General features: G+C 64.4%; 12 protein-coding genes. 6 read left to right on the top strand and 6 right to left on the bottom strand.

The genetic code is table 11. The annotated features are described in order from the left end of the window. Nucleotides 1–25 precede the first annotated feature (25 nt). The 3 genes from DQ397_RS24230 (at nucleotide 26) to dkgB (ending at nucleotide 3,191) form a co-directional block, all read left to right on the top strand. A complete protein-coding gene (locus DQ397_RS24230) occupies nucleotides 26–1,678 on the top strand; it encodes a nitrite/sulfite reductase (RefSeq protein ID WP_043206929.1) in 1,653 nt (550 codons plus the stop codon). Further along, complete coding sequence (locus tag DQ397_RS24225; RefSeq protein ID WP_043206931.1) at nucleotides 1,662–2,156, top strand: DUF934 domain-containing protein; 495 nt, start codon at nucleotides 1,662–1,664, stop codon at nucleotides 2,154–2,156. Before DQ397_RS24230 ends, DQ397_RS24225 begins: the two co-directional genes overlap by 17 nt. Nucleotides 2,157–2,387: 231 nt before the next feature. Further along, nucleotides 2,388–3,191, top strand: coding sequence for a 2,5-didehydrogluconate reductase DkgB (dkgB, locus tag DQ397_RS24220; protein WP_043206934.1), 804 nt, complete (start codon nucleotides 2,388–2,390; stop codon nucleotides 3,189–3,191). 75 nt (nucleotides 3,192–3,266) lie between these two features. Here dkgB and DQ397_RS24215 read toward each other — a convergent pair whose 3' ends face one another. Together DQ397_RS24215 and DQ397_RS24210 are read right to left on the bottom strand one after the other, a co-directional pair. After that, nucleotides 3,267–3,935 carry a DUF3313 domain-containing protein gene (locus tag DQ397_RS24215; protein ID WP_043206936.1) on the bottom strand — a complete coding sequence of 223 codons (669 nt, stop codon included), beginning with the start codon at nucleotides 3,933–3,935 and terminating at the stop codon, nucleotides 3,267–3,269. A gap of 39 nt (nucleotides 3,936–3,974) precedes the next feature. Next, nucleotides 3,975–4,286, bottom strand: coding sequence for a hypothetical protein (locus DQ397_RS24210; protein WP_043206939.1), 312 nt, complete (start codon nucleotides 4,284–4,286; stop codon nucleotides 3,975–3,977). 146 nt (nucleotides 4,287–4,432) lie between these two features. On the opposite strand from DQ397_RS24210, the gene DQ397_RS24205 reads away from it, so the two are divergent. Continuing rightward, nucleotides 4,433–5,158 (top strand): response regulator, encoded by a 726-nt coding sequence (locus DQ397_RS24205; RefSeq protein ID WP_043206941.1) that lies wholly within the window; start codon nucleotides 4,433–4,435, stop codon nucleotides 5,156–5,158. Beyond that, nucleotides 5,155–6,489 (top strand): ATP-binding protein, encoded by a 1,335-nt coding sequence (locus DQ397_RS24200; RefSeq protein ID WP_148921643.1) that lies wholly within the window; start codon nucleotides 5,155–5,157, stop codon nucleotides 6,487–6,489. Before DQ397_RS24205 ends, DQ397_RS24200 begins: the two co-directional genes overlap by 4 nt. Before the next feature lie 12 nt (nucleotides 6,490–6,501). Here DQ397_RS24200 and DQ397_RS24195 read toward each other — a convergent pair whose 3' ends face one another. Continuing rightward, nucleotides 6,502–7,122, bottom strand: coding sequence for a LysE family translocator (locus DQ397_RS24195; protein WP_043206943.1), 621 nt, complete (start codon nucleotides 7,120–7,122; stop codon nucleotides 6,502–6,504). Between the two features lie 65 nt (nucleotides 7,123–7,187). Continuing rightward, nucleotides 7,188–9,980 (bottom strand): amino acid adenylation domain-containing protein, encoded by a 2,793-nt coding sequence (locus DQ397_RS24190; RefSeq protein ID WP_043206945.1) that lies wholly within the window; start codon nucleotides 9,978–9,980, stop codon nucleotides 7,188–7,190. Nucleotides 9,981–10,203: 223 nt separating this feature from the next. On the opposite strand from DQ397_RS24190, the gene DQ397_RS24185 reads away from it, so the two are divergent. Next, complete coding sequence (locus DQ397_RS24185; protein WP_043206947.1) at nucleotides 10,204–10,824, top strand: TetR/AcrR family transcriptional regulator; 621 nt, start codon at nucleotides 10,204–10,206, stop codon at nucleotides 10,822–10,824. 145 nt (nucleotides 10,825–10,969) lie between these two features. Here DQ397_RS24185 and preA read toward each other — a convergent pair whose 3' ends face one another. Then, nucleotides 10,970–12,244 carry an NAD-dependent dihydropyrimidine dehydrogenase subunit PreA gene (gene preA, locus DQ397_RS24180; RefSeq protein WP_043206949.1) on the bottom strand — a complete coding sequence of 425 codons (1,275 nt, stop codon included), beginning with the start codon at nucleotides 12,242–12,244 and terminating at the stop codon, nucleotides 10,970–10,972. Beyond that, complete coding sequence (locus DQ397_RS24175) at nucleotides 12,245–13,612, bottom strand: NAD(P)-dependent oxidoreductase (RefSeq protein ID WP_043206950.1); 1,368 nt, start codon at nucleotides 13,610–13,612, stop codon at nucleotides 12,245–12,247. Nucleotides 13,613–13,615: the final 3 nt, after the last annotated feature.

The following is a 13,615-nucleotide window of genomic DNA, read 5'->3' as shown; positions in this document are numbered from 1 at the left end:
GCCTGCAGCCTGAGACAGGACTTATATGTACGTATACGACGAGTACGACCAGCGGATCATCGAGGACCGCGTCAAGCAGTTCCGGGATCAGACCCGCCGCTACCTGGCCGGTGAGCTGAGCGAAGAAGAATTCCGCCCTCTGCGCCTGCAGAACGGCCTGTATATCCAACGTTTTGCGCCCATGCTGCGTGTCGCCGTGCCCTATGGCCAGCTGAACGCACGCCAAGTCCGCGTACTGGCGAAGATCGCCCGTGACTACGACAAGGGCTACGCCCACATCAGTACCCGCCAGAACGTCCAGTACAACTGGCCGGCACTCGAGGACATCCCGGACATCCTGGCAGAGCTGGCCACCGTGCAGATGCACGCGATCCAGACCAGCGGCAACTGCCTGCGCAACACCACCACCGACCAATTCGCCGGCGTCGCCGCCGATGAAGTGATCGACCCACGCCCGTGGTGCGAAATCGTCCGCCAGTGGACCACCTTCCACCCGGAATTCGCCTACCTGCCGCGCAAGTTCAAGATCGCCATCAACGGCTCGAAGGAAGACCGCGCCGCCATCGAAGTCCACGATATCGGCCTGGAGCCGGTGTACAACGAGGCCGGTGAGCTGGGCTTCCGTGTACTGGTCGGCGGCGGCCTGGGCCGTACTCCTGTGGTCGGCTCGTTCATCAATGAATTCCTGCCCTGGCAAGACCTGATCAGCTACCTGGACGCCATCCTGCGCGTGTACAACCGTTACGGCCGCCGTGACAACAAGTACAAGGCGCGGATCAAGATCCTGGTCAAGGCCCTGACCCCGGAAGTGTTCGCCGAGAAGGTCGAGGCCGAGATGGCCCACCTGCGTGGCGGCCCGACCACCCTGACCGAAGCCGAGTTGCAGCGCGTGTCGCGCCACTTCGTCGACCCGGCCTACCTGGCCCTGGACAACGTCGACTACGCCTCGCTGGACGAGCAATACCCAGGCTTCGCCCGCTGGCGCTCACGCAACACCCGCGCCCACAAGAAGCCCGGCTATGTCGCTGTCACCCTGTCGCTCAAGCCCACCGGCGTTGCCCCGGGCGATATCAGCGACAAGCAGCTCGACGCCGTGGCCGACCTTGCCGAACGTTACAGCTTCGGCTTCCTGCGCACCTCCCACGAGCAGAACATCATCCTGGCCGACGTCGAGCAGCGCCAACTGCACGCCCTCTGGCTGGAGCTGCGCGAACAGGGCTTCGCCACGCCGAACGTCGGCCTTTTGACCGACATCATCTGCTGCCCGGGCGGCGACTACTGCTCGCTGGCCAACGCCAAGTCGATCCCGATCGCCGAATCCATCCAGCGCCGCTTCGACGACCTGGACTACCTGTTCGACATCGGCGAGATCGACCTGAACATCTCCGGTTGCATGAACGCCTGTGGTCACCACCACGTTGGCCACATCGGCATCCTCGGTGTGGACAAGAAAGGCGAAGAGTTCTACCAGGTCTCCCTGGGTGGCAACGCCGCGCGCGATGCGAGCCTGGGCAAGATCCTCGGTCCCTCCTTCGCCCAGGACGAAATGGCCGATGTGATCGAGAAGCTGATCGACGTGTACGTGGAACAGCGTACCGAAGACGAGCGCTTCATCGACACCTACCAGCGTATTGGCATCGACCCCTTCAAGGAACGCGTCTATGCAGCGAATCATTAAAAACAACCAACTGGTCGACGAAACCTGGCACCTGCTGCCCAAAGGCACCTCGTTCGACGAGCTGACCAACTGCGACGACTACATCGTCCCGCTGCAAATGTGGCGTGACCACGCCCATGCCCTCAAGGCACGCGACGGCGGCCTGGGTGTATGGCTGGACAGCGACGAAGAAGCCGAAGAGATCGGCGAAGACGTGGATGCCTTCCAGGTCATCGCCTTGAACTTCCCGGCCTTCACCGACGGGCGCAACTACTCCAACGCGCGCCTGCTGCGGGACCGCTACAGGTTCAAAGGCGAGCTGCGCGCCATTGGCGACGTGCTGCGCGACCAGCTGTTCTACATGGCCCGCTGCGGTTTCGACGCCTTCGCCATCCGCGCGGACAAGGACCCAGAAGACGCGCTGCAGAGCCTGAAGGACTTCTCGGTGACCTACCAGGGCGCCACCGACGAGCCGCTGCCGCTGTTCCGCCGCCGCTGATCGTCACAGCCAGCACCGACCGGCCCGCCCTTTGGCGGGCCGTGTCGTTTTCGCCCATTGCCCCTGCCTCACGCACGCGCCACCGGCCATTGATGATTTGAAGTCAAATGACCTTGGTTCACCGGCGTCTTAATCAATCTTCGGTAAATCCGCACACTGGTCTCACTCGATCGATTCCGGGCCACACTATCTCTGGGTTCGATCCTTGCCACACTTACCAGGAGCAGATCAATGAGCATTCCCTCTTTCGGCCTCGGCACCTTCCGCCTCACCGGTCAAGCCGTCATCGACTCGGTCAAGTCCGCCCTTGAGCTGGGCTACCGCGTCATCGATACCGCGCAGATCTACGGCAACGAAGCCGACGTGGGCCAGGCGATCTTCGAGAGCGGCGTACCGCGTGACGAGCTGTTCATCACCACCAAGATCTGGGTCGACAACTATGCCGCCGACAAGCTGATCCCGAGCCTGCGCGAGAGCCTGGCGAAGCTGCGCACCGATCATGTCGACCTGCTGCTGATCCACTGGCCAGCCCCCGGCAACGGCGTCGAACTGCGCGAATACATGACCGCCCTGGCCGACGCCAAGAAGCAAGGCCTGACGCGTCAGATCGGCGTCTCCAACTTCAACATCGAACTGACCCGCCAGGCCATCGAGGTGGTCGGCAAGGGCGAGATCGCCACCAACCAGATCGAACTCAGCCCGTACCTGCAGAACACCAAGCTCGCAGCATTCCTCAAGGAGCAAGGCATCACCGTCACGTCCTACATGACCCTGGCCTACGGCAAGGTGCTCAAGGACCCTGTGCTGGCCGACATCGCCGCCAAGCACAAGGCGACCGTCGCACAAGTCGCGCTGGCCTGGGCGATGCAGCTGGGCTATGCGGTCATCCCCTCCTCCACCAAGCCCGAGAACCTGGCCAGCAACCTGCTTGCCCGAGACCTGCGCCTGGACGACGAGGACATGGCGCGCATCGCCAAGCTCGAGCGCAACGGACGCGAGGTCAGCCCTGACGGCCTGGCGCCGATCTGGGACTGAGCCACGGCAAACGTCTACCGATGCAAAAACAAAGGGCTGTTACGCAGCCCTTTCGTTCATCCCGCGCAAGAGTTTCTACTGAAGACGCGCCGAATAGGCCGTACGCAGGTCACCCGCCCAGCCATCGAGCACTGCCTTGACGTTGTGCGCGGTCAAGACCTGCTTGTCATTGTCCAGCGGTACACCCGTGCCCTTGCGCACCAGCTCGGCGACGACCGCGCCGGTTTCGCCGTCCTCGAAGGACACCTCGGTGGCGATCTCGCTGTCCTGGTCGCGTATCCCCGTCGCCGCACTCACGCCAGCGGCCACCAGCGTGACCGGCAGCCACTCATAGAAGCGCAGGCCTTGGGTGGAGGTGGCGATCCGGGTGATGGCAGGCCTGACGACCAGCGTGTCCGGGCCAGGCTTGGAGGCCAGGGGGACGACTTTTCCCAACTCCAGCCTCAGCGCCGCATCGTAGTAGCCGGTGACGTTGATCAAGGTGCTGCGGGGGATCCGCTCGGTCGGCTCAGGCCGCGGATAGAACTGGCTCGGTTCCAGGTACACCTGTTTGTAGCGACCGGTCTTGAGCGCCGGGCTGACCCAACTCGACACCTGCTGGCCCGAGGGTGATTGGTGCGGCGCCAACTGGCTGTAGTCCTTCAGAAACCCTGTGTACATCTTGGGGCTGACGGTCTTGCTGCTGCATGCCGACAAGCTCAGGGTGGCCGCCAGCACCAGCGGCAGCGAGCGATGCTTTTTCATCAATCAAAGGTCCTTGTTCTGCTCGATGGCCGGCGCCGCTCAGGCGTGGCCGTGGGTGTCCGGGGTGTTGTCCGAGCATTCGATGTGCAACTGGCCATGGGTCATGATCCAGTGGATGAAATCGGCCGTGGGGATCGAGTGGACGTATTGCACCCAATGTCCGCTGTCCGGGCTGTAGCGCTCGAAATAGCGACGCAGGACGATGCGCTCTTGATCCTCGGCCACGCCCAGGCAGGACTGCTGGAACAGAATCGGTGCATCCTGCTCTGGCGCGGTGGTGCGTTGGGCCAGGATCAACGGGCGTGCAGCCGCGCCCTGATCGGTGGTGTACCTGTTGCTCAAATCCTTCATGCAAGCCCCCAAAAACGAAGGCGTGCAAAGTACCCAAGGCGTTTTGCCAGAGGATGTCCGCTTGATGTCAGGCCTGAAGGAATGTTGCTCGATTGAAATAAATGACCCAAGCAGCAGAATGGTTTTAGATACCGCCCTTTCTAGCCCTGGACCCTGTGAACGTGAGCCGATTGCTGATCGTCGACGACGACGTGGAAATCCTGACCCTGCTGAAGAAATTCTTCGTTCAGCACGCCTATGAGGTGGACGTCGCAGCCGACGGCGAGGCCATGTGGGCGGCGATTGCGGCGCAGCGGCCCGACACCGTGATCCTCGACCTGATGCTGCCCGGGGAAAACGGCCTGAGCCTGTGCCAGAAGGTCCATGCCCAGACCGGTATTCCGATCATCATGCTCACCGCCATGGCCGAGCTGAGCGATCGCATCGTGGGCCTGGAGCTCGGTGCGGACGATTACCTGACCAAACCCTTTGCGCCGCGCGAATTGCTCGCCCGGGTTCGCGCGCTGCAGCGACGCATCGGCCAGCCAAACCTCCCGGCAGGCGAACCGACACGGCCGGTCATCCACTTTGCAGGTTGGCACCTGGATATCACCTGCCGCGAATTGCGCTCCTCCGAGGGCGTGATGGTGCCCTTGTCCGGTGGCGAGTTCGACTTGCTGGTGGTGTTTCTCGAACACCCCCAGCGCATCCTCACCCGCGAGCAGTTGATCGACCTGGCCCACGGCCAGGGCCATGAGGCGTTCGACCGCAGCATCGACGTGCAGGTCAGCCGCCTGCGGCGCAAGATCGAGCCGGACAGCAAACGCCCCGAACTGATCCGCACGGTGCGCAACGGTGGCTACCTGTTCACGGCCAAGGTCACCCGCTCATGATCGAGCCACTGCTGCGTCGCGACACCCTCAGGCGCCGTATCGCCCTGACCATCGTCGCCGCGATGCTCGCCTCGCTGGCCCTCAACGCCCTGTTCGTCCAGGTCGCCGGCACCTGGGCGCGCCCGCCCATCGAACGCACCGGCCTGCTGGAGCAGATCGCCTCGACCACCCGGGTGATCGAAGCTGCGCCTGCGCCGCTGCGAGCGCAATTGGCAAGCGCCGCCAGCAACCCCATGCTGCGGGTGGCCTGGAATGCGCAGCGCGCCGACTTCCAGCTGCCCAGCGACGGCGCACGGCTCGATGCAGGCCAGGTGCCGGTGCTGCACCGATTGCTGGGCGATGGCCGGGAAATCGACATCTTCACCCCCGACGACTGGCCCGGCGATAGCCCTCAGGCCCGTTACGTGGCGCTGGTTCAGCTTCAGGACCGCAGCTGGCTGTCCTTCACCCCGCCCGAACGCAGCTGGGGCTTGCGCGCTAACGTGCGCATCGCCGTGATCATCGCCCTCGGCCTGGTGGCCACCCTGCTGGTGGCCTGGATCGCCACGCGCCAGCTGGCAGGTCCCTTGCAGCGCTTCGCCAGCGCGGCGCGGCGCTTCGGCGATGACCTGCGCGCCCCGCCCATCGAGGTGCAAGGCCCCGAGGAAATCCGCCAGGCGATCATCGCCTTCAATACCATGCAGGCGCAGATCCAGCATTTCGTCGCAGAACGCACCCACATGCTCGCCTCGATCTCCCACGACCTGCGCGCCCCGCTCACACGCATGCGCCTGCGCAGCGAGTTCATGGAAGACCTGGATCACCAGCGCAAGCTCATTCGCGATGTCGAGGAAATGCAGTCGATGATCAACGCCGCTTTGGCGTTCTTTCGCGAAGACACCCAGCGCGAGCCCAGCACCGCGTTCGATCTCTCCGAGCTTTTGCACACCATCGTCGACGACTACCGCGACCAGGACATCGCCGTCGACTTCACGGGCCCCGCCCACCTGGTGCACTTGGGGCGTCCGCTGGGCATCAAGCGGGTGGTCGTCAACCTGCTGGAAAACGCCCTCAAGTACGGACGAAACCCGGCCATTACCCTGACCCAGGACGATCAGGCGGTGCGCATCGATGTCAGCGACGAAGGGCCAGGGATTCCCGAGGCCGCGCTGGAGCAGGTGTTCGCCCCGTTCTTTCGCCTGGAGGCCTCGCGCAACCGTGACACCGGTGGCGTTGGCCTGGGGCTTTCGGCGGCGCGGGCGATCGTTCGCGAGCAGGGCGGCGAGCTGACCCTGCGCAATCGCGACAGCGGCGGATTGCTGGCGCAGGTGGTACTTCCCGTGCGCCGCTGAACTGCGTGCTGCTCAGCGCCTGCTCAAGGCCAGACGCGCGGCGAAGGCAACGAAGATCAGCCCGGTGGTGCGGTCCATCCATTGGATCACCGGGCCCCGGCGCAGCACCGTCGCCAGCGGCTGGGTCGCGGCGATCAGGGCGCTCGCCCAGAGCAGCCCCAGCACCACATGGATCCCGACCAGGCCGAAGGTCCAGGCCACCAGCGGCTCGCCTTGGGGGATGAACTGAGGCAAGAAGGACACATAGAAGATGCCGACCTTGGGGTTGAGCAGGTTGCCCATCATGCCCTTGAGAAACCAGTTGGCCACAGGCCTGGCCTGCTCGCCGGCAGCCGACAAGGCCTGGCGCGGGCGCAACAGCATGTTCAGCCCCAGGTAAGCCAGGTAGGCCGCGCCGCAGTATTTCAGCAGGTTGTAGGCCAGCTCCGAGACCGCAATCAGGGCCCCGAGCCCGAATGCCACCGCAGCGCCCCACAGCAGGCAGCCTGCGTTGATGCCCAAGGCGGCGCGCATGGCTTGGGTGCGGCTCTCCACCGTGGCTGTACGCAAAATCAATGCAGTGTCCAGGCCCGGCGTGAGGGTCAGCACCGTGGCGGCGAAGGTGAAGGCGATCAGGTTGTCGACGACGGGCATGGGGCGAGGCCTGTGCAGGTGCAAGTGGGCACGTTAGCAGGCCAGTCAGCCCCCGCACAGCCCCGTCACAGGACGCGCTCGAACTTTTCCGCGCTGCGCTTGGCGCCGCCACTCCAGCGCATCGAGACGAAGCGGACGGCTTTGTTCCAGGCATAAGCCACAGCGATCCCGCCGACGATGGCCAGAACCACATCGAGCCCCGGCACATCGCCCAGACGGCGCGCGACGGACTGGAACTGATAGTGGGTCAGGTAGATGAACAGCGTCGAGGATGCGATCAAGGCAGCCCCACGGGCAATGAGGTCAGGCAGGGGAACGGCGCGCCACCAAATCATCGTCAGCACCGCCGGGATGGCCACATCGACGTATTGGCTGAAGTCCACCCCATGCGCCAGCACATCCACCACACGCTGCCCGCCCAGCACGAGCACCACCACCGCGCTGGCCAGCCATTTCTGCGGCGTGGTCCGGGCAAAATGAATCGCCATGCCCAGCACCAGGACCGCAAGGTAATGCTGGGGCACGCGGTTGTAGAGCGCACTTGCATCGAAGATATAGGCATCGATCAACAGGCCCGCCACGGCCGCCGCGCAGGCGCCGGCCAGCAGCACGCGAAACGGCGCCGCCATGACCAGCGTCCTGACCCGGGCGAACGACAGCACCACCGCCATGATCGCCAGCATCTGCACCAGCAGCTCGATGTACCAATACGAAAAACCTCCGGTGACCGCTGGCGGGTACCAGTTCGCGATCAGCAAGAAAGCCTGCCAGTGCACGTTGCCGAACACGACCTGGGTCAACAGCGTATAGAGCAGGGTCGGCACCACGATGACGGCGATCGAGCGAATCAGCGTGCGCACGCTGCCATAGTCGTCGATGGCCTTGAGTTGAAACCGCGCCAGGGCAAGCCCGGACACCGCGAACAACACCGACGTTTCGCCCACGATCGGCCAACCCGAGCCACCGTGAAAATGCCCGATGACGATCAGCAGGATCGACAGCACCCGCAACAGCACCGGGATCTCCACGGCGCGGATCATAGGCCTGGCCGCTGGCCGCGTGGCACTTAGCTGACACAGCTCATGGATCGGCTTGAGCTCCCATTGCGCCGGTAGCGGGCCGATGAGCGTCTCCAGCACCATCGAGGCCTGGACGAACGACAGCGAATCGCCGCCCAGTTCGACGAATGACAGGTTCGGGTCGATCTCAGGCGTCTGCAGGATTTCTGACCAGGCGCTGACCAGCTTTTGCGCCACCGGCGACAGCGCCTGGTTTGCCTGCACGGTGCTCGCCTCGATGTCGCCGCGCAGCGCCTGCAAGGCACGCTTGTCGACCTTGCCGTTCGGCGTGATCGGAATCGCCTGGAGCATCACGAACAACGCCGGCACCATGTAGTCCGGCAATTGGCTGGCAGCGTACTCGCGCAGCGCCTGGGAGGACGTCGCATCGTTGGCAACGCAATAGGCCACCAGCTTGGTGCTGGGGCCTTCGGTGTCGGCCAGCACCACGCATTGCCTGAGCTGCGGGTGCCGGGCCAACACCGCTTCGATCTCCGCCAGTTCGATCCGGTGCCCACGTATCTTGACCTGGCTGTCTCCACGGCCAAGGAACGTGACGCTGCCGTCGGCACCGTAACTGCCCAGGTCACCGGTGCGGTAGCACAGGTCGTCTTCGGCCTGGGTGAAGGGGTTGGGCACATAGCGTTGGCGGGTCTGGACCGTATCGCCCCAGTACCCCTGGGACAGATAGGGGCTGCGGATCAGGATCTCGCCAACCTGCCCTTGCCCGGCCAGTTGGTTAGCGTCATCCACGACCAGCAGCTGCGCGCCATCGATGCCTTTGCCCAGGGGGATCCTGCTGTGGTCGGCGCCCGGATCGATCCGGTGGTACGCCATGGCCTGGGGCGTTTCGGTGGTGCCGTAGAAGTTGACGCAGCAGGCGTTGGGGGCGATTTCGCGTATTTGCCCATACAGGGCGCTGCCCAGCGCTTCGCCGCCCCAGAACAGGTAGCGCAGCGCATCGAGCCTGATGCCGCCGAGCCTGGCGCCGGTCTCGATCAGCTTGCCCAGGGGCGGTGTGAGGTGAACCACCGAGACCGCCTGGGCCTGCAGCCAGGCCGCCAGTGCAGTCGGGTCGATCACTGTGGTCTGTGCAGGGATCGCAACCCTGGCACCGATGGACAGCGGCGTGAACACATCCCGGTACACCGGGTCATGGCCCAGCCCGGAGAGCAGCGAGAAGCAGTCGTCTTGGGAAAATCCATGCTGGCGAACATGCCAGCCGATGAAGTGCACCAATGGCGCGTGGGTCGTCACCACGCCCTTGGGCTCGCCAGTGCTGCCGGACGTAAAGGTGATATAGGCCGGTTGATCAGGATCGACCAACGGCAACTGCTGTTGATGATGGGCAAAGCGCGCCAGGGCCTCACCTGCCGGCTCAGGCACCCGTTCCACCCGAATGGACGCGTCATCGAGTTCAAGCTGCGCCGCCCCGGCCAACAAGACGAAGGCAGGTTGCAGCGTATGCAGGATCTGAGCGATACGCGCCTTCGGGTAGGCCGTGTCGGCCACCGTGAAGATCGCGCCCGCCCGCGAGGCACCGAGCATGGCGTAGACCAGCCCCGCGCACCGGCTCGAAACGATCACGACGCGATCGCCTTGATGCACCCCGCTTTCGATCAGCAACGCTGCAATACCCCGGCTGATCGCCTCAAGCTCAAGAAAAGTACAGATGCCATGCTCGGAAACAATGGCAGGCGCCTGCGGCGAGCGCTGAGCCTGCTGCAAAAATTCCATGAAGATCGGCTGCCCAGCATCGTGGGCCAAGAGAAGACGCGGGTTCGGACGGACATCCTGCATTTGCTTGTCTACTCCGTAAGCCAAACGAGTGACGTCGTCCTGACAACGTTGATTCGTGGTCTGGGCATCAAAGAAAGCGATAAATGGCGCAGGCCCCGTTGCTTGAACGGTAGTGCACAGTGGCCATAGATGCCAACCAGAGGCTTGCAGGTCGTGCATTCGCTTTGGGCCGTGCCCTGTAAAGCTGTTAGCCTTGGCGGGCGAAGGTTGCAATGGACAGGCTATGACCAACCACAAGATCGAGATCCGTCGACGCAACGTCGAAAAGATCCTGCAGGCCGCCGAAAAGGTATTTGCCGAAAAAGGCTACGCCGGCACCTCCATGGGCGATATCGCCGAGCAAGCCGAACTGCCCCGCTCCAACCTGCACTACTACTTCAGCACCAAGGACGAGCTGTACCAGGCGGTGCTGCGCGATCTGCTGGAAGTGTGGAAGCAGGACGCCCTGTGCTTCGAGCGCTTCGAGGATCCGCGGGTGGTACTGACCAGCTACATTCGCGCAAAGATGGGTCATTCGCGCTCGCGGCCGCTGGGCTCGAAGGTCTGGGCCGAAGAGATCCTGCATGGCGCGCCCCTGCTCGGCGCCAGCCTGGACGACGACTTGGTGCCCTGGGCGCTGATGAAGGAAGCCAAGATCCGTCGCTGGGTGGAGGAAAAACGTATCCTGCCGGTGGAGCCTTCGGCACTGCTGTACATGATCTGGGCCGCGACCCAGCACTACGCCGACTTCGGCTATCAGGTGACGCTGCTCAATGGCGGCGAGCCGCTGTCAGACCCGGCCTTCGAGCGGGCCGTGCAGACCGTGACCTGCGTGATCCTGCGCGGCATCGGCCTGGAACCCTGATCCCATTGCTGCCCCTGGGGCCGATACACGCCCCATCGCAGGCTGTCGCCAGCGCCCACAGATCTTGCTGTTTAACCGTGGGAACTGGCGACAGCCTGCGATGGGCTGCGCAGCAGCCCCAAGCTCACGTCCGGCCAGCCAGGGATCAACTGGCCTCGCGATAGGGATTGCGTGGATCCTGGGTCCAGTTGAGGTAGGGCTTGCCGGTGTCCTGCGCCACCATGTCGATGCAGCCCTCCACCGGGCAAGTGATCTGGCACAGGTTGCAGCCTACGCATTCCTTGTCGATCACGCTGTAGGCATGGGTGCCGTCGGCCTTGAGGGTGCTGGCGATGGCCTGGTGCGAGGTGTCCTCGCAGGCGATGTGGCAGCGACCGCAGCCGATGCAGGCCTGCTGGTCGATGTGGGCCACAACCTGGTAATTCATGTCCAGGTACTTCCAGTCGGTCGTGTGCCCCACCGCCAGACCGCGGAAGGCCTCCAGGCTGTGATGGCCGTGCTGATCCATCCAACGCGACAGGCCATCTTTCATGTCCTCGACAATACGGAAACCGTGCAGCATCGCTGCCGTGCACACCTGCACCGCGCCACAGCCCAAGGCGACGAACTCCGCGGCGTCCCGCCAGTTGCCGATACCGCCGATGCCGCAGATCGGCAGGCCGCGCGTCTGCGGATCCCGCGCGATCTCGGCCACCATGTTCAACGCAATCGGCTTGACCGCCGAACCGCAGTAACCGCCATGGGTGCTCTGCTCGCCCACGATCGGATGCGCGACCATCCGATCAAGGTCGACACTGGTGATGGAGTTGATGGTGTTGATCAGCGACACCGCGTCCGCTCCGCCACGATGGGCGGCGCGGGCTGACTGGCGTATGTCGGTGATGTTGGGCGTCAGCTTGACGATCACCGGCAGCGAGCAATGGGTCTTGCACCAGCGGGTGACCATCTCCACGTACTCCGGCACTTGGCCGACCGCCGCACCCATGCCCCGTTCCGGCATGCCATGGGGGCAACCGAAGTTCAGCTCGATACCGTCGGCGCCCGTGGCCTCCACCAGCGGCAGGATGAATTTCCAGGACTCCTCCACGCAGGGCACCATCAGCGACACGATCAATGCGCGGTCAGGCCAGTCTTTCTTCACCTGAGTGATCTCGCGCAGGTTGATCTCCAGCGAGCGGTCGGTGATCAGCTCGATGTTATTGATGCCCTGCACCTGGCGGTTGGGGCCGTAGTGCGCGGAGTAGCGCGACGACACGTTGACCGCCGCAGGGTCCTCGCCGAGGGTCTTCCATACCACCCCGCCCCAACCGGCCTCGAAGGCGCGCACCACGTTGTAGGCCTTGTCGGTGGGCGGCGCGGAGGCCAGCCAGAAAGGATTAGGCGCCTTGATGCCGGCGAAGACGATAGACAAGTCGGCCATTTACGCAGCCTCCACGTTGAGCATGAGTTCGGCATGGATGGCTTGGGCAGCCAGTTTGCCATGTTGCACGGCCTGGACAGTCAAGTCCTGGCCCAGCGCGGTGCAGTCGCCACCGGCATAGACGCCTGGCAGGCTGGTGCGCATCTGCGCATCGACGCGGATGCGCTCGCCGTCGCGCTCCAGCTGCGCCGCCAGCGGATCGGCCAGGCTTGCATCGTCGAAGCGTTGGCCAATGGCCTTGAAGATGGCGTCGGCGGCCAGTTCGAATGTCTCGCCCGTGTCGGTCAGTCGCCCATCGACCAGCGCCGTGCGGGCAAAGCGCATGCCGCGCACCCGGCCGCAGTCATCGAGCAGCACCGCGTCGGGGCGGGCCCAGGTGTGCAGGCGCACCTGGTTGGCCTTGGCGATGTCCTGCTCATGCCCGGTCGCGCCCATGTCGGCCTGGCCGCGGCGATACACCAGATTCACGTCCCGCGCGCCCAGGCGGCTCATCTGCACCGCCATGTCGATGGCGGTGTTGCCTGCACCGATGACCAGGCAGCGGTCGGCCACGGGCAGTTGCGTCAGATCGCTGGCCTGGCGCAACTCGCGGATGTATGCAGTAGCGCCAAGCACGCCTGGGGCCTCTTCATCCTGCAAGCCCAGTTGGCGCACGGCCCCAAGGCCCAGGCCGAGGAACACTGCATCGTACTGCCCACGCAGCTCCGTCAAGGTGAGGTTGGCTCCCAGCGCCTGGCCATGGCGGATTTCGATACCGCCGATACCGAGCAGGAACTCGACCTCGCGCTGGGCGTAGTCATCCACCAGCTTGTAGCGGGCGATGCCGTACTCATTGAGGCCACCGGCCTTCTCCCGCGCTTCGAAGATCACCACATCGTGGCCCTGCATGGCCAGGCGATGGGCGCAGGAAAGCCCGGCCGGCCCTGCGCCGACCACGGCAATGCGCTTGCCGGTAGCCGGTGAGCGCTGGAACGGATGCCCGGTGAAGCCTGCATTGTCCAGCGCGTAGCGCTGCAACTGGCCGATCAGCACTGGCGCGCACTCCTGGGCGTTGTTGCGTACGCAGGCCTGCTGGCAGAGGATCTCGGTCGGACAGACGCGGGCGCAGCTGCCACCGAGGATGTTGGCCGAAAGGATGCGCTCGGCAGCGCCCTGCAGGTTCTCGTCGGCAATGCGACGGATGAACGAGGGGATGTCGATCTCGCTGGGACAGGCATTGACGCAAGGCGCGTCGTAGCAGTAAAGGCAGCGTGCGCTTTCCACGGCAGCCTGGCGCGCCGTCAGCGCAGGTGCAAGATCGGTGAACGCCTCGGCCAGCTGCTCACGGCTGGCCCGGGGCTTGGGCAAGTGGTTCAGGGCATCGATCACGGT

This window comes from Pseudomonas sp. CK-NBRI-02, from assembly GCF_008124495.1.
Classification (GTDB): Bacteria; Pseudomonadota; Gammaproteobacteria; order Pseudomonadales; family Pseudomonadaceae; genus Aquipseudomonas; species Aquipseudomonas guariconensis.
The sequence above is the reverse complement of the archived record's forward strand: the minus strand, read 5'-3'. Positions and strand labels throughout refer to the sequence as shown.

Bases quoted from the DNA above. Each gene is read 5' to 3' on its own strand.
- DQ397_RS24195 (WP_043206943.1), bottom strand. From the start codon at position 7,122: ATGCCCGTCGTCGACAACCTGATCGCCTTCACCTTCGCCGCCACGGTG.
- DQ397_RS24215 (WP_043206936.1), bottom strand. From the start codon at position 3,935: ATGAAAAAGCATCGCTCGCTGCCGCTGGTGCTGGCGGCCACCCTGAGC.
- DQ397_RS24225 (WP_043206931.1), top strand. From the start codon at position 1,662: ATGCAGCGAATCATTAAAAACAACCAACTGGTCGACGAAACCTGGCAC.
- DQ397_RS24190 (WP_043206945.1), bottom strand. From the start codon at position 9,980: ATGCAGGATGTCCGTCCGAACCCGCGTCTTCTCTTGGCCCACGATGCT.
- DQ397_RS24230 (WP_043206929.1), top strand. From the start codon at position 26: ATGTACGTATACGACGAGTACGACCAGCGGATCATCGAGGACCGCGTC.
- DQ397_RS24210 (WP_043206939.1), bottom strand. From the start codon at position 4,286: ATGAAGGATTTGAGCAACAGGTACACCACCGATCAGGGCGCGGCTGCA.
- DQ397_RS24200 (WP_148921643.1), top strand. From the start codon at position 5,155: ATGATCGAGCCACTGCTGCGTCGCGACACCCTCAGGCGCCGTATCGCC.
- preA (WP_043206949.1), bottom strand. From the start codon at position 12,244: ATGGCCGACTTGTCTATCGTCTTCGCCGGCATCAAGGCGCCTAATCCT.
- DQ397_RS24185 (WP_043206947.1), top strand. From the start codon at position 10,204: ATGACCAACCACAAGATCGAGATCCGTCGACGCAACGTCGAAAAGATC.
- dkgB (WP_043206934.1), top strand. From the start codon at position 2,388: ATGAGCATTCCCTCTTTCGGCCTCGGCACCTTCCGCCTCACCGGTCAA.